Consider the following 23,701-nt stretch of genomic DNA (forward strand, 5'->3'; position numbering starts at 1 on the left):
AGATGAGTTTTTTTAAAAAGCTAAAAGATAAATTCACAAAATCTACTGATTCTGTAACGGAAAAATTCAAACAAGGTTTATCAAAAACGCGAGATAATTTTGCTTCTAAAGTGAATGACCTTGTAGCAAGATATCGGAAAGTAGATGAGGATTTCTTTGAAGAGCTTGAAGAAATACTTATTGGAGCAGATGTGGGCTTCAATACAGTTATGGAGCTTGTTGAAGAATTAAAAATGGAAGTAAAGAAAAAGAATATTCAAGATCCAGCCGAAGTTCAATCCGTCATTTCCGAAAAGCTTGTTGAAATCTATCAAGGGGATACCAAAACACCTAATACTATTAATATTCAATCGGAAGGTTTAACGGTTATTTTATTCGTTGGTGTAAATGGAGTGGGGAAAACAACGACAATTGGCAAACTTGCTCATAAATATAAAACCGATGGGAAGAAAGTTATTTTAGCCGCAGGGGACACATTTAGGGCAGGGGCTATCGATCAATTAGAGGTTTGGGGGCAACGGGTCGGTGTTGATGTAATCAAGCAAGGTGAAGGCTCTGATCCTGCCGCTGTTATGTATGATGCGATTCAGGCAGCGAAGGCGCGTAAAGCTGATATTCTTCTTTGTGATACGGCAGGTCGACTGCAAAACAAAGTTAATTTGATGAATGAATTAGAAAAGGTAAAAAGGGTCATTGAAAGAGAAATACCAAATGCACCCCATGAAGTGCTTCTAGTCTTAGATGCAACAACAGGGCAAAATGCGATGGTACAAGCAAAAACGTTTAAAGAAGTAACAGATGTATCCGGGATTGTCTTGACTAAATTAGACGGTACCGCTAAAGGTGGAATTGTTCTAGCGATCCGCAATGAACTTGAAATTCCAGTTAAGTTTGTTGGTTTAGGTGAAAAAATGGACGATTTACAAGAATTTGATCCGGAAAAATATGTGTATGGACTTTTTTCAACGATCATTGAGCAAAACGAGGAATAAAGGACATTTACTTGACAAATCGATAAATACTGTGTAATCTTCATATGTAAAGGTCTTTCACTTAACAAGGGAGTGAGAAGAATGCTAGAGAAAACAACGAGAATGAATTACTTATATGATTTTTATCAATCGTTGTTAACTCCAAAGCAACGTAGCTATATGTCCCTTTATTATTTAGACGATTTTTCGCTTGGTGAAATTGCTGAAGAATATGAAGTAAGCAGGCAGGCGGTGTTTGATAATATCAAGCGTACAGAAGCCATGCTTGAGGAATATGAAAAGAAATTATTATTATTCCGAAAGTTTCAGGATCGAAAAGTAATTCTTGAAAATATGAAAAAAGCATTGGAAACTAATTCAGTGGAAGAACTGGCAAAGCTCATTGAAGCGCTTGAAATATTAGAATAGGAGGCGGTATGAATGGCATTTGAAGGACTATCCGACCGACTTCAGAACACAATACAGAAAATACGCGGCAAAGGAAAAGTATCTGAAAGCGATGTAAAAGAAATGATGCGTGAAGTACGTCTCGCTCTATTAGAAGCGGACGTTAACTTCAAAGTAGTAAAGGATTTTGTTAAAAAGGTAAGCGAGCGCTCCGTTGGACAGGAAGTGATGAAAAGTCTGACACCTGGACAACAGGTCATTAAAGTAGTTAAAGAAGAATTAACGAATTTAATGGGTGGGGAACAAAGTCAAATCGCAGTATCGAAGCGCCCTCCAACGGTTATTATGATGGTTGGTTTACAGGGTGCCGGTAAAACGACGACGACTGGAAAGCTTGCAAATCTATTGCGAAAAAAATATAATCGAAATCCTTTATTAGTTGCCGCTGATATTTATCGTCCGGCTGCTATTAAACAACTAGAGACGTTAGGAAAACAGCTTAATATGCCTGTATTTTCTTTAGGGGATCAAGTCAGCCCGGTTGAAATTGCCAAACAGGCTCTTGAAAAGGCAAAAGAAGACCATAATGATTATGTATTAATCGATACAGCAGGTCGGTTGCATATTGATGGGGAATTAATGAATGAGCTTAAAGAAATTAAAGAGCTTTCTAATCCCGATGAGATCTTCCTCGTTGTTGATGCGATGACTGGACAAGATGCTGTTAATGTTGCTGATAGCTTTAATGAGCAATTAGGCATTACCGGTGTCGTATTAACGAAGCTTGATGGGGACACTCGCGGTGGTGCAGCCCTTTCAATTCGTGCCGTAACAGAAAAGCCGATTAAATTTGTCGGTATGGGTGAAAAATTAGATGCATTAGAAGCATTCCATCCCGAACGTATGGCATCCCGTATTTTAGGTATGGGAGATATGCTTTCCTTAATTGAAAAAGCGCAGGCAAATGTCGATGAGGAAAAAGCAAAAGAACTTGAACAGAAATTGAGAACAATGAATTTTACATTTGATGATTTTCTCGATCAATTAGGTCAAGTTCGAAAAATGGGTCCACTTGATGAACTATTAAAAATGATGCCTGGTGCAAATAAAATTAAAGGCATGGGTAATCTGCAGATTGATGAAAAACAAATTAGTCATGTTGAAGCAATTATTCAATCAATGACGAAAAAGGAAAAAGTCAATCCGGAGATTATTAACGCTGGTAGAAAAAAGAGAATTGCGAAAGGAAGCGGCACTTCCGTTCAAGAAGTGAATCGACTTTTAAAGCAGTTTGAAGAAATGAAAAAAATGATGAAACAGATGACAGGAATGCAGCAAAAAGGAAAACGTAAAGGCTTTAAATTTCCATTTATGTAATTTGTCCTTTCTCATCGTTTTTGATATAATACTAAGTGTTAAGAAAAAACACTTTACAAACTAAACACATATTTGATAATATACTATCTTGTGTAAAACTATTCGGAGGTGCTATTTAAAATGGCAGTAAAAATTCGTTTAAAACGTATGGGAGCAAAAAAATCTCCTTTCTATCGTATTGTTGTAGCTGATTCTCGTTCACCACGTGATGGACGCTTTATTGAAACAGTAGGAACTTATAATCCTGTTTCACAACCAGCTGAAGTTAAAATTGATGAAGAACTAGCAATGAAATGGTTACAAAATGGTGCAAAGCCATCTGACACAGTTCGCAATCTATTTTCTAAACAAGGCATCATGGAAAAATTCCACAACGCAAAATATAGCAAATAATCGTGAACTCAATGCAAGATTTGATCGAAACGATTGTTAAGCCCCTTGTCGATTCACCAGAAGATGTTCAAGTTTTCGTAGCTGAAGAAGATAGTCATATCACTTACAAACTATCAGTTAATAAACAGGATATCGGTAAGGTAATAGGAAAAAAGGGGCGGGTTGCAAAAGCCATTCGAACTGTTGTCTATGCTGCAGCAGGATCCAAACATCATAAGAAAATTTATTTGGAAATTATCGAATGAAACCAAAGGATAATTTCCTTTGGTTTATCAAGCAGAAATAAGAATTCTCACACTGAATTTATTACACTGCATGAGAAAAGGGAGGGTTCAATTCCTCCCTTTTTCTATATACAAAATTCGTATACATACCTCTTTTTAACTCCTTATCAAAATAAAGTATCACAAATGCAAAGTGAAAATAATTAGTAAAAGAACATATAAGGAGGGTGGAAATGCAGTTACTTCAAACTGTAACAATAAAGCAGGTTTTAACAGAAAAAAGTAAAAAAGAACTGCAGCAATCCTATATTCAAAAAAAAATCACCATGCAAAAAGAATGTGATCAATTACGATTTGAATTAAAAAAATTGGAGCGAACAAACAAGTTTTCACCAACAAGTTTAAAAACACATTTTGAAAAAGAAATTAATAGCAGAAAAGAGAAAATTAAATTAATTGATTTTCAAATTGAGCAGCTTTCTCTACTGCCGCTAGGAAGCGAAATTAAAGAACAGGACATACAAGCCATTGTGGATGTAAAAGTCGGCGATAATTGGGAAAAACTAATGAAAGAACAAATGATTATAGTAAAAGATGGAATTGTCATAGAAATACGTTAGAGGTGAGTGAATGACTAATTGGTTTAATGTAGGAAAAATAGTAAATACGCATGGACTTAATGGGGAGGTTCGTGTCATCTCCAAAACAGATTTTCCCGAAGAACGATATCAAAAAGGGAATACCCTTTATTTATTTTTAAATGATCAAGAACCAGTTCAATTAACGATTAAAAATCATCGTACACATAAAAATTTCGACTTATTACAATTTGAGGGGTACGAAAATATTAATATAGTTGAAAAATGGAAGAATGGTTTATTAAAAATTTCTGAAGAACAATTAACAAACCTTGATGAAGGAGAATATTATTTCCATGAAATCATTGGGTGCAAAGTTATTACACTAGACGGAGAAGAAATTGGGATTGTAAAAGAAATATTAACCCCTGGAGCAAATGATGTATGGGTAGTTAAAGGAAAGGATAAAAAAGAACACTTAATCCCATATATTGATGACATAATAAAAAATGTAAACATCGAGGAAAAGGTTATAACGATTGATCCAATGGAAGGATTATTATCATGAAAATAGACGTCCTAACCCTTTTTCCCGAAATGTTTTCCGGAGTCTTTGGTTCCTCTATATTAAAAAAAGCGGCTGAAAAAAAAGCTGTACAATACAATGTCGTAAATTTTCGCGAGTTTGCTGATAACAAGCACCAAACAGTTGATGATTATCCTTACGGCGGCGGTGCAGGAATGGTTTTAAAGCCACAGCCAATATTCGATGCAGTTGATTCTCTGACTAAAAACGAAGAAAATAGTAAACCGCCGAGAGTAATTCTTTTATGTCCTCAAGGTAAAGTTTTAACTCAGAAAGTATCAGAGGAATTAGCAAAGGAACAGCATCTTATATTTGTTTGTGGACATTATGAAGGATATGATGAACGAATTCGTGAGCATGTCGTAACAGATGAAATATCCATCGGTGATTATGTGTTAACAGGTGGAGAGCTAGGAGCAATGGTTGTCATTGATAGTGTTGTTCGTCTACTGCCTGGAGTGTTAGGAAATGAAGATTCTCCGCTGCTAGATTCTTTTTCATCAGGCTTGTTGGAACATCCCCACTATACACGCCCTGCTGACTTTAGAGGGATGAGGGTACCGGATGTACTATTATCAGGAAATCATAAGCATATAGATGAATGGCGGGAGAAACAATCGCTAAAGCGAACATATGAAAGACGACCTGATTTGTTAGAAAACTATCCATTAACAGAGAAACATAAGGAATGGATAGCAGAATGGAAAAAGTGTGAGAAAGATTAAGGTCATTGGTAAATAGGTGATTGCAATACAGTTATTGATATGATAAGATATTCCTTGTGATTTATTTTAATAAATCGCATGAAAACGATGTTCCGCTGCATGGATAGATTTGTATGAGCATCTGTTGGAAGGAGTTGAATTCGATGCACAAAATTATTGATGAAATTACAAAAGATCAACTTCGCTCTGATCTTCCAGCGTTCCGTCCTGGTGATACTGTACGTGTACACGTTAAAGTTATCGAGGGTACTCGCGAACGTATCCAGCTATTTGAAGGTGTTGTAATTAAACGCCGTGGTGGTGGAATCAGCGAAACTTTCACAGTTCGCAAAATTTCTTATGGTGTTGGTGTTGAACGTACATTCCCTGTTCACACTCCTAAGATTGCGAAACTTGAAGTAGTGCGTCGCGGTAAAGTTCGCCGTGCGAAACTTTACTACCTACGTAATTTACGTGGTAAAGCCGCTCGTATTAAAGAAATTCGATAATAATAAGAAAAGTGTAAGCGCCTTGGTCAGCCCCGACAAGTCATTTGACCTTGTGGGGGAGCTAGGTGCTGATGCTGGACAAGAAGAGAAGGAGCTTGATATCAAGCTCCTTTTCGACTTTAATAAATTTTTTAATCCGGATTATGGATATGGTAAATTGGATATAAAATAATGATAGGCATAAAAAATATTTTACATTTATTGTTGATTAGCTGATATATTAATATATATAGCTTGGCAATTTTACATAGGCGGTGGAAACATGTCAAAACAAAAGAACGAATTATGGGAATGGACTAAAGCTCTGCTAATTGCGGTGGCACTTGCGGTAATTATTCGCTATTTTTTATTTGCGCCAATTGTTGTAGATGGTTCTTCCATGATGCCTACTCTTCAAAATGGAGATCGGATGATCGTTAATAAACTAGGAAATCCGGATCGGTTTGATATCGTTGTTTTCCATGCACCTGAAAAGAAAGACTACATAAAAAGAGTTATTGGTTTACCGGGTGATAAGGTAGAATATAAAAATGATACACTTTACATAAATGGCAAAGCGTATAAGGAACCATACCTAGATCAATATAAAAAAGACTTACCGGAAGGTCCTTTGACAGAAGATTTCACTTTGAAAGATACTCCGGTCGGACAAGAAACCGTTCCTGAAGGAGAAATCTTCGTCATGGGTGATAATCGCAGATTTAGTAAGGACAGCCGACATATTGGTGCGGTTCCATTAAAGAAAGTAATTGGTGATACGAAATTAATTTATTGGCCAATTTCAGACATTCGCCTTGTAAAATAAGAAATATGGAGTTGAAAGCATGACGATTCAATGGTTCCCAGGGCATATGGCAAAAGCTCGCAGGGAAGTTACGGAGAAACTAAAATTGGTGGATATCGTCTTTGAGCTGGTGGATGCGAGAATTCCTGTTTCCTCTGCAAACCCAATGCTCGATGAGATCATTCAGCAAAAACCGAGATTAACTTTATTAAATAAAGCTGATTTAGCAGACCGTGAAACGACGAAAAAATGGTTGCAATACTATGCCGAGCAAGATAAAAAAGCTTTATCAATCAATTCACAAGCCGGAAGTGGCTTACATGAAATTGTAAATGCAGCCAAAGAAATATTGAAGCCTAAATTTGATCGTATGAAGGCAAAAGGGATGAAACCTAGAGCTATCCGTGCGATGATTATCGGTATTCCTAATGTAGGGAAATCTACATTAATTAATCGTCTTGCTAAGAAGAATATAGCAAAGACAGGAAATATGCCTGGTATTACGAAGTCGCAGCAATGGATTAAAGTCGGGAAAGAACTGGAATTACTTGATACTCCAGGGATCTTATGGCCGAAATTTGAAGATCAAGAAGTAGGTTATAAATTAGCTTTAACTGGTGCTATTAAAGATACGATATTAAACTTGCAGGATATTTCAATTTACGCATTACGTTTTCTTGAGGAAAATTATCCTAATCGACTAAAGGAAAGATATAATTTTTCCGAAATTCCTTCTGAGGTCCTTGATTTATTTAATCATATAGGTGAATTACGTGGATGTTTAATGTCGAAAGGGGAAGTCGATTACGATAAAACAGCGGAAACGATTATTCGTGATATCCGTTCGGATAAGTTAGGAGCTTTATCATTCGATATACCTGGTGAACAAAAAGAAACTGCATCCCCCTAATTTGAGGGGATTTTTTATTCTACCAATAAAATGAGGGACTGAATATGAACACAAGGACAATTAAAGATATTGCCGAAATGCTAAATAAAATAGTAAGCAAGGAAGACCCACTAATCAAAATACTAGAAGTTGATGAACGAAAAGGTGTTCAAAATCTCTTAAAGCAATGGTATAGACAGCAAGAATTAAAGGAAAATTACCGTAAAAAATTTAATCAGATGATGAAATATGAAATCGACATTAAGCAACAAGGCTTCAAGTACATAGCCGGAATTGATGAAGTGGGCAGAGGTCCGCTTGCAGGTCCCGTTATTGCAGCAGCAGTTATTTTGCCTGATGATTTCTACTTAGAAGGCCTAAATGATTCAAAACAATTATCTGAAAAAAAACGTGATGAATTTTATACCATCATTATGAAAGAAGCAGTGGCAGTTGGAACGGGAGTTATTTCCGCACAAGAAATAGACGAGGTTAATATATATGAAGCGACGAAAAAAGCGATGATAGCAGCAATCAATGACCTCCAAACAATGCCGGATTATTGTTTAATAGATGCGATGAAATTAACGATACCCTTCCCTCAGACATCCATCATTAAGGGGGATGCATCCAGTGTATCGATTGCCGCTGCCTCCATTGTCGCTAAAGTAACAAGAGATCGATTAATGAAGAGATATGCACAAGAATACCCGAATTACTTATTTGATAAAAATATGGGCTATGGTACAAATGAACATCTCCAAGCTATACAAAAATATGGTCCCTGTCCAATTCATCGAAAAACCTTTGCTCCCATTAAAAACTATATGTAAAATTTTCAACTATGAGATACTACTCTCATAGTTTTTTTATTGTTATGATTGTTTGTGAATGTTTTTGACTGAAAATAGTTGATTTTGAACGAAAGTGGATGTAAACTATAAAGAGTAAAGAAGATGTATGCGTTATCAATAGAAGCTAAGGTGATAAAACATGTTAACAGTAGAAAGACATCGAATGATTGTTGAGCTTTTAAAGAAAAAAGATATTGTAAGTATCCAAGAACTAGTTGATGCAACAAACACCTCAGAATCAACAATCAGACGGGATTTAATACATTTAGAAGAAAAAAAGGCATTGAAAAGGGTGCATGGCGGTGCATCACGAATTCAAAGAAAATTAGATGAGCCTAATATATTGGAAAAGTCCGCTAAAAATCTCTCAGCTAAAAATGCAATTGCAAAATACTCTGCAAGTTTGATTGAAAACGGTGATTGTATTTATTTAGACGCTGGCACAACAACCCTCCAATTAATTCAATACTTGGATAGTGAAATGGAGATTGTCGTTGTAACAAATGGTGTAACCAATTTAGAGCCGCTTTTAAGTAAAGGCATTAGAACATATGTGGTTGGCGGATTTCTTAAGGCGAGTACAAGTGCCATGATTGGGAAAGTTGCACTAGATAGTATTCAATCTTTCCGTTTCGATAAATGTTTTTTAGGAGTGAATGGTATCCACCCATCACTAGGGTTTACAACACCGGATCCAGAGGAAGCCGCTATGAAGAAAAAAGCATTAGAGCTCTCAAAAGAATGCTATGTTCTTGCAGATCGTTCAAAGATTGGTGAAATCGCCTTTTCAGAAATAGCTGATATTTCTAAAGCCTCTATAATTACAAATGATATAGATGAAGAAACGAAAGAATTATATAACGAAAAAACAATTATTAAGGTAGTGACACCATGATATACACAATAACATTAAATCCTTCATTGGATTACACCGTAAAAGTAGATAATTTTCAAATAGGTGAATTAAATCGATCGAACGAAGATTATAAAGTTCCCGGCGGGAAAGGTATTAACGTATCGCGCGTGTTAAAACGACTTGGAGTAGACTCGAAGGCACTCGGATTTGTTGGTGGATTCACAGGAAAGTATATTGAAGACTATTTAAAAGACGAACAAATTGAAGTAGATTTTGTAAAAGTAGCCGGTGATTCCCGAATTAACATTAAGCTGAAAACAGATGTTGAAACTGAAATTAATGGGTCAGGTCCCAATATTGGGCCAGCCGAATTTGAAAAATTTATAGAAAAACTAGATGCGGCTAATTCAAAAGATATAATCGTTTTTTCAGGAAGTATTCCAAGCACACTCCCCGCAACAATATATAAGGACTTAATTGAAAAGGGGAAACAGAAAGGAACACTTTTTGTTGCAGATGTTTCGGGTGTGGCATTAAAAAATGTAATAGAAGCTAAACCATTTTTAATTAAGCCCAATCACCATGAACTTGGGGAACTTTTTGATAAAGAAATTACTACTATTCAAGATGCTTATTTATATGGAAAAAAATTAGTAGACAGTGGAATTGAAAATGTTATTGTTTCAATGGCTGACAAAGGCGCCGTATTAATTACTAAAACAGGTGCGTATCATGCAAATGTACCAAAAGGAACACTTGTAAACTCGGTTGGTGCCGGAGATTCTTTAGTAGGTGGATTTTTAGCTGCTTTTGTAACAGGTGCTCCAGTTGAACAAGCATTTCGAAATGGAGTTTCTTCAGGAAGTGCCACCGCGTTTTCTATGGGTCTTTGCACGAAAGAAATGGTTTCAAATCTACTAAACCAAGTAAAAGTTACAACTCTTTAAAAGGAGATAAACAACATGAAAATTACCGAACTGCTTACATTAGAAACCATTAAATTGGGGATTAAATCAACAGCAAAAAAAGAAGTAGTTAATGAACTGGTAAATGTCCTTGATCAAGCTGGAAAATTAAATGATAAAGATAAATATGAAAAAGCTGTTTTAGCAAGAGAAGAGCAAAGTACCACCGGTATTGGAGACGGAATTGCCATCCCACATGCTAAGACAGATGCAGTAAAAGCACCGGCTATCGCTTTTGGGAGATCGACTGCAGGTGTGGATTATGAATCTTTTGATGGACAGCCCAGTCATTTATTCTTTATGATTGCTGCCAGTGAAGGGGCAAATAATACACATTTAGAGGCGTTATCAAGACTTTCTTCGTTATTAATGAAAGATGTTGTCAGAAATAAATTAATGGCAGCTTCATCTCCTGAAGAGGTAATAGCTGTATTTAATGAATTTGATGTAGATGAAGAAACGGTACAAACATCCGTAGAGAAGAATATGGTCCTTGCAGTTACAGCTTGCCCTACTGGTATTGCTCACACATATATGGCTGCTGATTCGCTAAAGGAAAAGGCAAAAGAATTAGGGATTCCATTTAAGGTTGAAACAAATGGTTCCGGCGGTGAAAAAAATGTATTAACACAAGAAGAAATTGATCAAGCGGCCGCTATCATTATTGCTGCAGATAAGCAAGTAGAAATGGAACGTTTTAAAGGTAAGTGTATTATTGAAGTGCCAGTTGCCGATGGAATCCGTAAACCGAAAGAGCTGCTTGAGAAAGCGGTTAAACAGGACGGTACGATTTACAACGGTTCAGGTGAAAAGAAAAAAGATAGTAGTGATCATAAAGGCAGAAGCGGCTTTTATAAACATCTCATGAATGGTGTATCAAATATGCTGCCCTTCGTTGTTGGCGGAGGAATTTTAATTGCGATTTCCTTTATGTTTGGGATTCATTCGGCTGATCCTAAAGACGAGACATATAATCGATTTGCGGAAGCTTTAAATACAATTGGTGGCGGTAACGCGTTTGGTTTAATGATCCCTGTCTTAGCTGGTTTTATCGCGATGAGTATTGCTGATCGTCCCGGATTAGCACCTGGTATGGTTGGCGGTTTTATGGCTGCCCAAGGTGGAGCTGGATTTTTAGGAGGTCTCATTGCAGGTTTTCTAGCAGGGTATGTTGTTGTATTACTGAAAAAATTATTCTCGAAATTACCGGATGCACTTGAAGGAATTAAGCCGGTATTGCTTTATCCACTATTTGGGATATTTATTACTGGTATCATCATGTTCTTTGTTATAAATAAACCTTGTAGTCTATTTAATGAATATTTAACCAATTTATTAAATAATCTTGGTACCGGAAATTTAGTATTACTTGGTATTATTCTTGGTGGTATGATGTCCGTCGATATGGGTGGTCCAATTAATAAAGCGGCCTTTACGTTTGGGATTGCGATGATTGACGCAGGAAATTATGCGCCACATGCTGCTGTCATGGCCGGTGGGATGGTTCCACCACTTAGTATGGCAATTGCAACGACTTTATTTCGTAATAAATTTACAAAAAAAGAGCGGGAAGCGGGGATTACTTGCTATATTATGGGTGCGTCATTTATTACTGAAGGTGCCATCCCATTTGCTGCATCTGATCCAGCACGTGTGATTCCTTCAGCTGTAGTAGGTTCGGCAGTTGCGGGGGCATTAACGATGCTATTTGGGATTGGACTTCGCGCGCCGCACGGTGGAATATTTGTTATTCCTTTAGTGGATGGAAATCCTCTTTTATATATCCTAGCCATCTTAATCGGTTCTGTCGTCACAGCATTATTAGTAGGCTTACTTAAGAAAAGAGTAATTGAATAAAAATAATAGGCTGACAAAATGTCAGCCTATTTCCTTTTATAAGGATTTGCGATATATTTCTAATACATCTTCACGGTTTAATTTTTTAAAATTGCCAAATTCACCATTTGCCATTGCTTTATCGGCCATCACTTCTAATTTACTTGCATCGATATTATAATCACTTAATCGGGATGGTGCACCGATACTATTCCAAAATTCCCTCAGTTTTTCGATCCCTTCTAAACCAGCCTCTTCGTCGGTTTTACCTTCAGGGTCTACGCCAAATACCCGTACTGCGAGCTGTTTAAAACGTGAAGGCTTCACCTTTAAATTATGCTTCATCCAATTTGGAAAGAGGATGGCTAATCCACCACCATGGGGAATATCGTAAACAGCCGAAACGGCATGTTCAATATTATGGGAAGCCCAATCGCCTCGATAGCCCATTGAAAGCATACCGTTTAATGCCATCGTTCCTGTATATAAAATCGTTGATCTATATTCATAATTTTCCAGATCATTAATTAGCTTTGGAGCAGTTTCCATAACAGTAAGTAATAATGATTCACACATCCGATCCTGCATAAGTGTGTTTTCTGTTAGATGAAAATAATGCTCGAACACATGTGACATCATATCGACCATTCCATATACGGTTTGATCTTTCGGAACAGTCATAGTGTTAACTGGGTCAAGTATTGAAAATTTAGGAAATGTAACCGAACTACCCCAGCCATACTTTTCATTCGTTTCCCAATTGGTAATAACCGATCCTGCATTCATTTCTGAACCAGTTGCTGCAATGGTTAGTATTGTACCAAAGGGAAGGGCTTCTTTTGCGAAAGCTTTCTTCGTAACAAGATCCCACGCATCCCCATCATACTTCGCTCCCGCTGCAATTGCTTTTGTACAGTCAATGACACTTCCACCACCAACAGCAAGGAGAAAATCAATTTGCTCTTTTTTACATAAATCGACGCCTTTCCTTACCGTTGAGATACGCGGATTTGGCTCAACTCCAGATAATTCGAATACTTGTGAGCCGATCTCTTCTAAATTTTTTACCACTTGATCATACAAGCCGTTTTTCTTAATACTGCCTCCACCATAAACAAGCAGCACCTTTTTTCCGTATTGTGGAACTTCTACTTTCAACTGTTCAAGTTGACCCTTACCAAATATTAATTTAGTTGGGTTCCAATATGTAAAATTATCCATTAACAATCACTCCTCACCTACATTATGAAATAGAGAAATAAGAAATGCAAAAATGCAGCATTATTAATATGCTACAATCTTTTCATTTTACAATAATTGTTTTGGAAATTAGACAAGTCTGTAAGAATAAAAATATAGATAATGAGTTCCCAGAGAGGATGATAAGGATGAGGAAAGATGTAATAAGACAAAGGGATAAAATAATAGAGCGCTTGCTTTCTGATCAATCCCGTAATGGTTCTTGGGAATATCCTTTTGAAACAGGGATATTAACAGATTGCTATATGATTATCTTATTAAGAGTTTTGGAAAAAAATGATGAAAGTTTAATTCAAAGCCTAGTTAATCGTATTTTAAAGGAACAATACAATGATGGGACATGGAAGCTATATGTTGATGAAGGGAAAGGGAATTTATCATTAACCATTACAGCTTACTATGCCTTGCTGTTTTCGGGTTACGTAGAGAAGAATTCTCCTAATCTCATAAGAGCAAAAGAATTTATCATGATAAATGGTGGGCTCCATAAAGCAAACATGTTCACACTTGCCTTATTATCGTTAACAGGTCAAATCGAGTGGGATTCACCATTTCCAATTCCAGTAGAAGCAGTCCTCCTTCCTGAAAAATTTCCAATTAATTTTTTTGACATATCTGTCTTTGGCAGAGCAAACTTAGCTCCCTTACTTATAGTGGCGGATTATAAGTTAGTAGTAAAACCGGCAAATTCTCCGAATCTAGCAGATCTTATAATTAGGAAAACTGATGGAAAGAACAAGTTTACCGATGAAACGAGATCAATTTTCGATTTCATTGAACAGGGAATTGAACAAATTGTAGAATTAAAGGAAGATGTTCATGAAAAAGCATTGGAATATTTGGAGCAATATTTATATGATCATATCGAACTAGATGGCACACTTTATAGCTACTTCAGTGCAACTTTCTATATGATTTTTGCATTCATTGCCCGGGGAAAGGATAAAAATGATTCAAAAATTATTAAAGCCATTGACGGATTGAAATCTATGATTTGCACGATTAATGGGGATAAGCATTGTCAGTATACGACGGCGCATGTTTGGAATACTGCATTAATTTCGTCAGCACTCCAATTTGCTGGAATTCCCCATACAGAAGTAAACATTCGTCAAGCAAATCAATATTTATTAGAAAGACAACATGTAAAACTAGGGGATTGGACGGTTCATAATCCGCATACATATCCTGGCGGTTGGGGATTTTCAAATGTTAACACAATCAATCCGGATATAGACGATACAATTGCATCTTTGCGTGCGTTGCATCAACTAATAATTGAACAGCCACATTATTATAATGTGTGGGATCGAGGGATTCGCTGGGTTTTATCCATGCAAAATGACGATGGCGGATGGGCAGCTTTTGAAAAAAATGTTGATAATCCATTATTGAATTTATTGCCTTATGGGGAAGGGTTGTTGCTAGATGCCTCATCAGTAGATTTAACAGGTAGAACGTTAGATTTTTTGGGGAATTATACAAGCATTGATAAAGATGATCAACAAATTAAAAAAGCAATTAAATGGCTTGTAAATCACCAGGAAGATGATGGCAGTTGGAATTGTCGCTGGGGAATTTATTATATATATGGTACTTGGACAGCAATCATAGGATTAATGGCAGTTGGTATAAGACCCAATCATCCATCAATCACTCGTGCAAAAAAGTGGATTGAGCACACACAAAATGTCGATGGAGGTTGGGGGGAGTCATGTAATAGTGATAAAATAAAAAAATATATCCCATTGGGTGTAAGCACACTAACCCACACTGCATGGGCCCTTGACTCCTTAATAACGATAGCGGATGAAGTTACTCCTTCGATACAAAAAGGAATAAACTTTTTAATCAATCATGCCGATATTAAAGATTGGAGGAGTTCTTATCCAAAAGGTCAAGGGATGGGTGGGGAATTTTATATTCATTATCATAGCTATGATTATATTTGGCCCCTGTTCACACTTGTAAAATATTTAAAAAAATTTAACAAGTAGTTTATGATAATAGCCCAAAAAAGGAGGGGATTGAATGCTCTTATCAAATATCCAGTCAATTTTAAGAGGAGATGTGAAGCCCCTTCAAAATCAATTTGAATTCAAATCGGGTGACGTTTTTGCAGGAAATATTAGTAAAATATACCCAAATCAAACAGCTGTTGTTAAAGTAGGGAATCAAAATATTTTGGCAAAGCTTGAGGCTCCTATCATAAATGGCGGAAAGTATTGGTTTCAAGCATCAACAAAAGAGGGAGAAATTCATTTAAAAATCCTTTCCCCTTTATCAATGGAAAATCAAACTCAAGATTCTATTTTAAAACAATTATCTCTTCCCAATAGTAAAATTTTTAAAGAATTAACAGTATTCTTAGCAAAAGAACAAATTCCCTTACCGAAGGAATCAATCTTGAAAGCCGGTCAATGGATTGAACATCAGAATAATACAAAGGAAGGGTTCGAAGCCCTAAAATATATGGTGGAAAAAGACTTTCCTTTTTCTGAGTCCATTTATAAATCACTAAAGGAAGTATTAAGTCCCAAAGCTCCAATACAAACTTTGCTCCAAAATTTAGAATCTCAATTAATTGCTGAACCTAAAACAAAAACAGTCCAAGCATTGTTATCAACACTTGAATCTATACAACTTAAAGACTTAGATGCAAACAATAAAGAATCCGTCCCACAAATTCTATTATCATTATTAAAGAAAACAACAAGTAAAATGGGATTGTTTTACGAAGCAGATATTTTAGCAAATATAGAAGACAACAAAAGTTTAGAAAATAGCATGAAGCCGTTGTTAGTAAAGTATTTACAGGAAACCGGCCATACATTGGAGACAAAAGAACTTGCAGAACAGATCATTAATAAAATGAATGGACAACAATTATTATCACACTCAAATACACCATACCAGCATATTGTTTATCAATTACCATTACAATTATTTGGATTTCAAACAGAACTAACAATGCAATGGTCCGGGAAACGAAAAGAAGATGGGAAAATAGACCCTGATTATTGCCATGTATTATTTTATTTAGAATTGGAACATCTGAAGGAAACCATTGTTGATATGAAGGTGCAAAACCGAATTATTTCAATAAAAATTATTAATAATAACGAGCAACTGCAAAATATGGCAAAGCTCATCCTTCCAAAATTAAAACAAGGATTGAAAGATTTAAATTACACCCTATCCGCAATCCAATTCGAACATTCTTCAAATAATGAAGTTCAAAAGTCTCTTTCAAATTCGGTGATAAACCAATACTCGGGGGTGGATATACGAATATGAGTGAAACGAATAAAAGACAACAGGCAATCGCTTTAAAATATCAATCCGAAATCCAGGATGCACCTAAAGTTATCGCAAAAGGGAAAGGCTTAACAGCTGAAAATATCATTGAAGTAGCAAAAGAAAAAAATATTCCAATTCAAGAAGATCATAATTTAGTAGAATTGCTTAGTCAACTAGAAATAAATGAAACGATTCCTGAAGAATTATATGAAGCAGTTGCTGAAGTTTTTGCATTTATTTATCGTTTGGATCGCAATATTGCTAACTAGTAAAATGAATCGCAATATTCATATAAATGAGTATTCATCTTCCGAAAATGGAATGATTCGGAAGTATGGAAATAATTAGTAAAAAATAGATAAAATAACGTTATAAACAATTCTAATTTCGTCAGAAAGCTAGACATATTTTAATCCATTTTATACAATGGAATCGCAGTTTATTTTTTGTAGAGTTTGATAGGAGGATGGAAAATGAATATCCATGAGTATCAAGGTAAAGAAATCCTCAGAAAATACGGGGTAGCGGTACCAAATGGTAAAGTTGCATTCACAGTTGAAGAAGCAGTGGAAGCAGCAAAGGAATTAGGTACTACTGTATGTGTCGTTAAAGCACAAATTCATGCTGGTGGTCGTGGTAAAGCCGGTGGTGTTAAAGTTGCTAAGAATTTGGAAGAAGTACGTACATATGCAAACGAAATCTTAGGAAAAACATTGGTAACACACCAAACTGGTCCAGAAGGAAAAGAAGTAAAGCGCCTTCTTATTGAAGAAGGTTGTGATATTCAAAAAGAATATTATGTAGGTCTTGTTTTAGATCGTGCTACTTCACGTGTTGTATTAATGGCATCTGAAGAAGGCGGTACAGAAATTGAAGAGGTTGCTGAAAAGACACCTGAAAAAATCTTCAAAGAAACAATTGATCCGGTTGTTGGTTTGACTGCATTCCAAGCACGTCGAATTGCATTCAATATTAACATTCCAGCTAATCTTGTAAATAAAGCAGTTAAATTCATGATGGGATTATATACTGCTTTTGTTGAAAAAGATTGTTCAATTGCCGAAATTAACCCACTTGTAGTAACAGGTGATGGTAATGTAATGGCATTAGATGCTAAATTAAACTTTGATTCTAATGCACTATATCGTCAAAAAGACGTGTTAGAATATCGCGACCTTGAAGAAGAAGATCCAAAAGAAATTGAAGCTTCTAAATATGATTTAAGCTACATTGCATTGGACGGAAAAATCGGTTGTATGGTAAACGGCGCAGGTCTTGCAATGGCTACAATGGACATTATTAAACATTATGGCGGCGATCCGGCTAACTTCTTGGATGTTGGGGGCGGTGCAACTGCTGAGAAAGTTACTGAAGCATTTAAAATCATCTTATCTGATGAAAATGTTAAAGGTATCTTCGTAAATATTTTTGGTGGAATTATGAAATGCGACATTATTGCTGAAGGTGTCGTAGAAGCAACGAAACAAGTTGGTTTAGAATTGCCTTTAGTTGTTCGTTTAGAAGGAACGAATGTTGATTTAGGTAAGAAAATTCTAAATGAATCCGGATTAAATATTGTAGCAGCTGAATCTATGGCAGACGGTGCACAAAAAATCGTTGAATTAGTAGGCACAACAAGATAATAAGAAAGGCAGGGGAATATAATGAGCGTTTTTGTTAATAAAGATACAAAAGTAATCGTTCAAGGTATTACTGGAAAAACAGCTCTTTTCCATACAAAACAAATGCTAGAATACGGTACAAAAATCGTTGGGGGTACATCTCCAGGTAAAGGCGGAACAGAAGTTGAAGGTGTACCGGTATTTAATACCGTTGAAGAAGCGGTTAAAGCTACTGGTGCAAATGCTTCCGTCATTTATGTTCCAGCTCCTTTTGCTGCGGATGCAATTATGGAAGCTGTTGATGCAGAATTAGATTTAGCAATTTGTATCACTGAACATATTCCTGTATTGGATATGGTAAAAGTAAAACGTTATATGGAAGGCAAAAAGACTCGTTTAGTTGGTCCTAACTGTCCTGGTGTCATCACTCCTGAAGAATGTAAAATCGGTATTATGCCTGGATACATTCATACAAAAGGGCATGTTGGTGTCGTATCACGTTCTGGTACATTAACTTATGAAGCAGTTCATCAATTATCACAAGCAGGTATTGGACAAACTACTGCTGTAGGTATCGGTGGAGATCCCGTTAATGGAACTGACTTTATTGACGTGCTAAAAGCATTCAATGAAGATCCAGAAACTGAAGCTGTTATTATGATTGGTGAAATCGGTGGTACTGCAGAAGAAGAAGCTGCTAACTGGGTGAAAGCCAATATGACGAAACCGGTTGTAGGATTCATCGGCGGTGTAACAGCACCTCCAGGAAAACGCATGGGACATGCCGGTGCGATTATTTCCGGTGGAAAAGGTACAGCTGAAGAAAAAATCCGTGTCATGAATGAGTGCGGAATTAAAGTGGCAGCAACACCATCAGTAATGGGTGAAACATTAATTGAAGTACTTAAAGAAAGAGGACTTTACGAAAAGTGTAAAACACATTAAGATAAAGTCATAATTAATAGTCCCTCTATTAAGAGGGACTATTTTACTAACATTTAAAGGAGGATTATATGGAAGAGTATAAGAAAAGATTGATACATCTTCATTATTGCAGGGGAATAGGATCAAAAGGAATGATATCTATACTAAAATCGGACCCTAGTTTAAAAAATATATATCGCTTTTCAGATTCCACATTAAAAAATCTCACGCAACTTCCACCCGAACTTTTCTCCAAGTTTTATTATGATCTTCAACATTTAAATCCCGACAAAATTATAGCGACCCTCACGAATCATAATATCCATCCAATAACTATATTTGATAAAACATACCCATTTAGATTAAAACAAATTTACAATCCACCTATCGTTCTATACACAATGGGTAATGCCACTCTTCTTAACGAGCCCTCACTTGCCATTGTCGGTTCGCGAAAAGGAAATGGATATGCCAGAAAAGTGATAGAAGAGTTGCTGCCAAGTTTATTAAATAAACGGATGATCATAACAAGTGGTTTAGCAAAAGGGGTAGATACAATAGCACATCAAGTAACTATTCAATTTGGTGGAAAAACAATTGGTGTTTTAGGAAATGGTTTTTTTCATGTATATCCGCAGGAAAATAAACAATTAGCAGAGAATATGAAAAAAGAGCACCTTCTTATTTCGGAGTATCCTCCACAAGTGAAGCCGCAAAAATGGCATTTTCCAATGAGAAATCGAATAATTAATGGATTATCGGTTGGAACATTGATTATTCAAGCGGAGGAAAGAAGTGGGTCATTAATTACTGCGGAATATGCGTTACAGGAAGGTAGAGAGGTATTTGCTATTCCGGGTAATATGTTTGATCCACTTTCAAAAGGAACAAATATGTTAATACAACAGGGTGCAAAGTTGGTATTAAATAGTGAAGATATTATTAATGAACTCAATCTTTAGGCAGAGTTAACTATTTATGTATACTGTTCAATAAATAATATTAATTTAGGCAATAATTTTATGCTGTAATTTTCTCAGATTTTTTTCATATATCTAGATTTATCTAACGTTTCTAAAGGAAAACAACTAAGCAATTTGGAACGAAATGATAAAAAAATCATCTATTTAAGTGAAAAAGGTTGCAATTTTGGAATATCTGTTATACTGTTTCCAACAGATACTAGCAATAAAAAACTTATAATGAAAACGATTTCTAGTTTTGAACTTCCACTCTTTATTGACAAATAAAAAAATCAAGGTTAATATGAACACTTGATTTTATGTATCAGAAATATCGAAAAAGTATATAACTAGAAAAATAATGAAAACCTCTGGGAGGCTTCTTAATGTCAGAGTACTTAGTAATAGTGGAATCACCTGCAAAGGCAAAGACCATTGAACGATATTTAGGAAAAAAATATAAAGTTAAGGCATCTATGGGACATATTAGGGATCTACCAAGAAGTCAAATGGGTGTCGACACTGAACATAACTTTGAACCGAAATATATAACAATTCGAGGAAAAGGACCTATTTTAAAGGAATTGAAGACAGCCGCAAAAAAAGCTAAAAAAGTATACTTGGCAGCTGACCCTGATCGTGAAGGGGAAGCAATTGCGTGGCATTTGGCACATAGCCTAGATGTAGATATCCATTCTAATTGTCGGGTTGTTTTTAACGAAATTACAAAAGATGCCATTAAAGAATCGTTTAAACATCCTCGCCCGATAAATACCGACCTTGTTGATGCTCAACAAGCAAGACGGATTTTGGATCGATTAGTCGGATATAACATAAGTCCTTTATTGTGGAAGAAAGTAAAAAAGGGATTGAGTGCAGGCCGTGTACAATCCGTAGCTGTCCGCTTGATCATTGACCGTGAAAATGAAATTAAGAATTTCACACCTGAAGAATATTGGACGATCGTTGCAGATTTTAAAAAAGGAAAAGAAACATTTCAAGGTTCCTTTTACGGTAAAAATGGAAAAAAAGTAGAACTAAAATCGGAGGAGGAAGTTAAGTCCATTCTTTCGCAAATTAAGGGGAAGGATTTCGAAATTACTTCCGTATCCAAAAAAGAGAGAAAACGCAATCCAGCTCCTCCATTTACCACTTCTTCTCTTCAACAAGAAGCGGCTAGAAAGTTAAACTTCAGAGCGAAAAAGACAATGATGTTAGCACAGCAGCTTTATGAAGGAATCGATTTAGGAAAAGAAGGAACGGTCGGTCTCATTACTTATATGCGAACAGACTCAACTCGAATATCAGAGGTTGCACAAGAAGAGGCGGCAAATTTTATTCAACAGCAGTATGGAAAAGAATATATTCGCGGAGAGCAAAGGAAGGAAAAGAAATCCTCCAATACTCAGGATGCCCATGAAGCTATTCGTCCGACAAGTACGATGAGAGAACCGAGCTCGCTTAAAGCATTTTTAAGCCGAGATCAGTTAAGGTTATATAAATTAATTTGGGAACGTTTTGTTGCTAGTCAAATGGCACAAGCGGTTATGGATACGATGAGTGTCGATTTAAATAATGGAGAGATTGTTTTTAGAGCAAATGGATCGAAATTGAAATTTCCAGGTTTTATGAAAGTGTATGTTGAAGGAACGGACGATCAATCTGAAGAAAAGGATAAATTTCTTCCTCAAATGGAAAAAGGAGATATCGTTAAATCAGACGTGGTTGATCCGAAACAGCACTTCACACAGCCACCTCCTAGATATACGGAGGCACGTTTAGTAAAAACACTTGAGGAACTCGGAATTGGCCGACCGTCTACATATGCTCCTACATTGGATACAATTCAAAAAAGAGGATATGTCGCTCTAGAGAATAAAAGATTTATTCCGACTGAACTTGGCGAAATTGTTTTAGAACTTATAATGGAATTTTTCCCTGAAATATTAGATGTTGAATTTACTGCAAAAATGGAACATAATCTTGATGAAATTGAAGAAGGGAAAGTCGAGTGGGTAAAAATCATTGATGATTTTTATAAAGGTTTTTATGAAAATCTCGTAAAGGCCGAATCAGAAATGGAAAAAGTTGAAATAAAGGATGAGGAAGCCGGCGAAGATTGTGAATTATGTGGAAATCCAATGGTTTTCAAAATGGGACGCTATGGTAAATTCATGGCATGCAGCAATTTTCCTGATTGTAGAAATACAAAACCAATCGTCAAGGAAATAGGGGTCAAATGTCCTAAATGTAATGAAGGAAATATAATTGAAAGAAAAAGTAAGAAGAAAAGAATCTTTTACGGTTGTGATCGTTATCCAGAGTGTGATTTCTTATCTTGGGATAAGCCGATCGAAAGAAAATGTCCGAAATGCGAGCAACTTCTAGTTGAAAAGAAATTAAAAAAAGGCGTTCAAGTACAATGTACAAATTGTGATTACAAAGAAAAGACAGTGGAGTAAAAAAGAAACAACAATGTGGGTGAGTTAACGAAACTCACTCTTTTTGTTCTAATAAGAAAAAATTTAAGATAATAGATTAACTAAAAAAATTGCAAATACTTTATTTCTTCGAACGAGTGTTGTAAAATGCTTTAGGGGATAAACAAAAAATTTGTCGAATTTAAATAATCTGGTTTAGTGAATAATTCGAAACTTTGTGAAAAGTTTGTAACATTGATTGCAAGGGCTACTAAAGTGTGATAATATTTAGTAGCCCTTATGAGGTGTTAGTATGGATGAGAATTTAAAAACGAATCTATATGCTTTTATTGAGTATATTCAGGTAGAACGAAACTACTCTGAATACACTGTGAAATTTTATCGACAAGACATTGAAAACTTTTTTATGTTCATGGCTGAACAAGGTATATCAAAACTTGAAGATGTTGAATATTTTGACGCCAGGTTGTATTTAACAAAACTTTATGAAAAGGAATATAGCAGAACAAGTTTAGCTCGGAAAATCTCTAGCTTACGAAGCTTTTTTAAATTTTTGATGAGAGAAAAGACGGTAAAGGAAAATCCGTTTACGTTAATATCCCAATCAAAAAAGCATCTAAAGATTCCGAAATTCTTTTATGAAGAGGAAATGGAAAAGCTTTTTGAAGTTTGCCAAGGAAATTCAACCTTAGATTTTCGAAATTTGTCACTTCTTGAAGTATTATATTCCACGGGTATTCGTGTAAGTGAATGTGCAAATATTAAACTAAGTGATATTGATTTTGACTTTGAGACGATTCATGTTAAAGGTAAAGGGAGAAAAGAACGAATTGTATTATTTGGGACATTTGCTAGTGAGGCATTAAACAATTACATAAAGAATGCTAGACCTTTACTTATGAATAAGACCGATCACGAATATCTTTTTGTCAATTTTCGAGGAACTCCGTTAACAACTAGAGGAATTCGTCATATATTGAATAATTTGATCAGCAAAGCTGCACTTACTGGAAAAATGCATCCACATATGCTAAGACATACATTTGCTACACATCTACTAAATAATGGTGCAGATTTAAGGACGGTACAAGAACTTCTTGGACATGAAAATTTATCATCAACTCAAATATATACACATGTGACGAAAGAACAATTACGTAAAACGTATTTATCTCATCATCCAAGAGCTTAAATCAGTTTCAAATGAATAGGTTCTTTTTAATTTGTCAATGGAATATGTGAAGTCCAATTATAATAA

24 protein-coding genes are annotated in these 23,701 nt (G+C 35.7%); 23 read left to right on the plus strand and 1 reads right to left on the minus strand.

Annotated features, from left to right (window positions below):
- The first annotated feature begins 2 nt into the window (after window positions 1–2).
- The 15 genes from ftsY (at window position 3) to MKY81_RS13060 (ending at window position 11,955) form a co-directional block, all read left to right on the plus strand.
- Entirely contained in the window at window positions 3–992 is a 990-nt protein-coding gene (gene ftsY, locus MKY81_RS12990) for a signal recognition particle-docking protein FtsY (protein WP_066230247.1), read from the plus strand.
- An 81-nt stretch (window positions 993–1,073) separates the two neighbouring features.
- The gene (locus MKY81_RS12995; protein ID WP_066230250.1) at window positions 1,074–1,400 is read left to right on the plus strand and encodes a putative DNA-binding protein; all 327 of its coding nucleotides are present in this window, start codon (window positions 1,074–1,076) and stop codon (window positions 1,398–1,400) included.
- Window positions 1,401–1,412: 12 nt separating this feature from the next.
- Window positions 1,413–2,756: a signal recognition particle protein gene (ffh, locus tag MKY81_RS13000; protein ID WP_066230253.1), complete on the plus strand. Its 1,344-nt coding sequence runs from the start codon at window positions 1,413–1,415 to the stop codon at window positions 2,754–2,756.
- A 120-nt stretch (window positions 2,757–2,876) separates the two neighbouring features.
- A complete protein-coding gene (gene rpsP, locus MKY81_RS13005; protein WP_066230256.1) occupies window positions 2,877–3,149 on the plus strand; it encodes a 30S ribosomal protein S16 in 273 nt (90 codons plus the stop codon).
- A gap of 11 nt (window positions 3,150–3,160) precedes the next feature.
- Window positions 3,161–3,394: a KH domain-containing protein gene (locus MKY81_RS13010; RefSeq protein WP_066230327.1), complete on the plus strand. Its 234-nt coding sequence runs from the start codon at window positions 3,161–3,163 to the stop codon at window positions 3,392–3,394.
- A gap of 212 nt (window positions 3,395–3,606) precedes the next feature.
- Window positions 3,607–3,993 (plus strand): YlqD family protein, encoded by a 387-nt coding sequence (locus MKY81_RS13015; protein WP_066230258.1) that lies wholly within the window; start codon window positions 3,607–3,609, stop codon window positions 3,991–3,993.
- A 10-nt stretch (window positions 3,994–4,003) separates the two neighbouring features.
- Entirely contained in the window at window positions 4,004–4,519 is a 516-nt protein-coding gene (gene rimM / locus MKY81_RS13020; protein ID WP_066230261.1) for a ribosome maturation factor RimM, read from the plus strand.
- Complete coding sequence (trmD, locus tag MKY81_RS13025; RefSeq protein ID WP_341118000.1) at window positions 4,516–5,262, plus strand: tRNA (guanosine(37)-N1)-methyltransferase TrmD; 747 nt, start codon at window positions 4,516–4,518, stop codon at window positions 5,260–5,262. The genes rimM and trmD overlap by 4 nt, the downstream gene beginning before the upstream one ends.
- 143 nt (window positions 5,263–5,405) lie before the next feature.
- On the plus strand, window positions 5,406–5,750 hold the full coding sequence (gene rplS / locus MKY81_RS13030) for a 50S ribosomal protein L19 (RefSeq protein ID WP_066230267.1): 345 nt from the start codon (window positions 5,406–5,408) through the stop codon (window positions 5,748–5,750).
- A 262-nt stretch (window positions 5,751–6,012) separates the two neighbouring features.
- Window positions 6,013–6,555, plus strand: a complete 543-nt coding sequence (gene lepB / locus MKY81_RS13035; protein WP_066230270.1) for a signal peptidase I — start codon at window positions 6,013–6,015, stop codon at window positions 6,553–6,555.
- A gap of 19 nt (window positions 6,556–6,574) precedes the next feature.
- On the plus strand, window positions 6,575–7,444 hold the full coding sequence (gene ylqF, locus MKY81_RS13040) for a ribosome biogenesis GTPase YlqF (RefSeq protein WP_066230274.1): 870 nt from the start codon (window positions 6,575–6,577) through the stop codon (window positions 7,442–7,444).
- Between the two features lie 44 nt (window positions 7,445–7,488).
- On the plus strand, window positions 7,489–8,256 hold the full coding sequence (locus MKY81_RS13045; protein WP_066230280.1) for a ribonuclease HII: 768 nt from the start codon (window positions 7,489–7,491) through the stop codon (window positions 8,254–8,256).
- 160 nt (window positions 8,257–8,416) lie between these two features.
- Window positions 8,417–9,172, plus strand: a complete 756-nt coding sequence (locus MKY81_RS13050; protein ID WP_066230283.1) for a DeoR/GlpR family DNA-binding transcription regulator — start codon at window positions 8,417–8,419, stop codon at window positions 9,170–9,172.
- Complete coding sequence (pfkB, locus tag MKY81_RS13055; protein ID WP_066230286.1) at window positions 9,169–10,080, plus strand: 1-phosphofructokinase; 912 nt, start codon at window positions 9,169–9,171, stop codon at window positions 10,078–10,080. The genes MKY81_RS13050 and pfkB overlap by 4 nt, the downstream gene beginning before the upstream one ends.
- Before the next feature lie 15 nt (window positions 10,081–10,095).
- The gene (locus tag MKY81_RS13060) at window positions 10,096–11,955 is read left to right on the plus strand and encodes a PTS fructose transporter subunit IIABC (RefSeq protein ID WP_341118007.1); all 1,860 of its coding nucleotides are present in this window, start codon (window positions 10,096–10,098) and stop codon (window positions 11,953–11,955) included.
- 36 nt (window positions 11,956–11,991) lie between these two features.
- Here MKY81_RS13060 and MKY81_RS13065 read toward each other — a convergent pair whose 3' ends face one another.
- Window positions 11,992–13,155, minus strand: coding sequence for an iron-containing alcohol dehydrogenase (locus MKY81_RS13065; protein WP_066230293.1), 1,164 nt, complete (start codon window positions 13,153–13,155; stop codon window positions 11,992–11,994).
- Window positions 13,156–13,322: 167 nt separating this feature from the next.
- On the opposite strand from MKY81_RS13065, the gene MKY81_RS13070 reads away from it, so the two are divergent.
- The 8 genes from MKY81_RS13070 (at window position 13,323) to xerC (ending at window position 23,635) form a co-directional block, all read left to right on the plus strand.
- Complete coding sequence (locus MKY81_RS13070; protein WP_325946734.1) at window positions 13,323–15,191, plus strand: terpene cyclase/mutase family protein; 1,869 nt, start codon at window positions 13,323–13,325, stop codon at window positions 15,189–15,191.
- Between the two features lie 34 nt (window positions 15,192–15,225).
- A complete protein-coding gene (locus MKY81_RS13075; protein ID WP_066230294.1) occupies window positions 15,226–16,491 on the plus strand; it encodes a hypothetical protein in 1,266 nt (421 codons plus the stop codon).
- Window positions 16,488–16,763, plus strand: a complete 276-nt coding sequence (locus tag MKY81_RS13080) for an EscU/YscU/HrcU family type III secretion system export apparatus switch protein (RefSeq protein ID WP_066230297.1) — start codon at window positions 16,488–16,490, stop codon at window positions 16,761–16,763. The genes MKY81_RS13075 and MKY81_RS13080 overlap by 4 nt, the downstream gene beginning before the upstream one ends.
- A gap of 204 nt (window positions 16,764–16,967) precedes the next feature.
- Window positions 16,968–18,137 (plus strand): ADP-forming succinate--CoA ligase subunit beta, encoded by a 1,170-nt coding sequence (sucC, locus tag MKY81_RS13085; RefSeq protein ID WP_066230300.1) that lies wholly within the window; start codon window positions 16,968–16,970, stop codon window positions 18,135–18,137.
- Between the two features lie 21 nt (window positions 18,138–18,158).
- Window positions 18,159–19,061, plus strand: a complete 903-nt coding sequence (sucD, locus tag MKY81_RS13090; RefSeq protein ID WP_107921168.1) for a succinate--CoA ligase subunit alpha — start codon at window positions 18,159–18,161, stop codon at window positions 19,059–19,061.
- Window positions 19,062–19,129: 68 nt separating this feature from the next.
- On the plus strand, window positions 19,130–20,002 hold the full coding sequence (dprA, locus tag MKY81_RS13095) for a DNA-processing protein DprA (protein WP_066230304.1): 873 nt from the start codon (window positions 19,130–19,132) through the stop codon (window positions 20,000–20,002).
- Window positions 20,003–20,388: 386 nt separating this feature from the next.
- Window positions 20,389–22,464 carry a type I DNA topoisomerase gene (gene topA, locus MKY81_RS13100; RefSeq protein WP_107920825.1) on the plus strand — a complete coding sequence of 692 codons (2,076 nt, stop codon included), beginning with the start codon at window positions 20,389–20,391 and terminating at the stop codon, window positions 22,462–22,464.
- 271 nt (window positions 22,465–22,735) lie between these two features.
- On the plus strand, window positions 22,736–23,635 hold the full coding sequence (gene xerC / locus MKY81_RS13105; protein WP_066230311.1) for a tyrosine recombinase XerC: 900 nt from the start codon (window positions 22,736–22,738) through the stop codon (window positions 23,633–23,635).
- Window positions 23,636–23,701 lie beyond the last annotated feature (66 nt).

The sequence above is a fragment of the Heyndrickxia sp. FSL W8-0423 genome, from assembly GCF_038009395.1.
Lineage (GTDB): Bacteria > Bacillota > Bacilli > Bacillales > Bacillaceae_C > Heyndrickxia > Heyndrickxia sporothermodurans.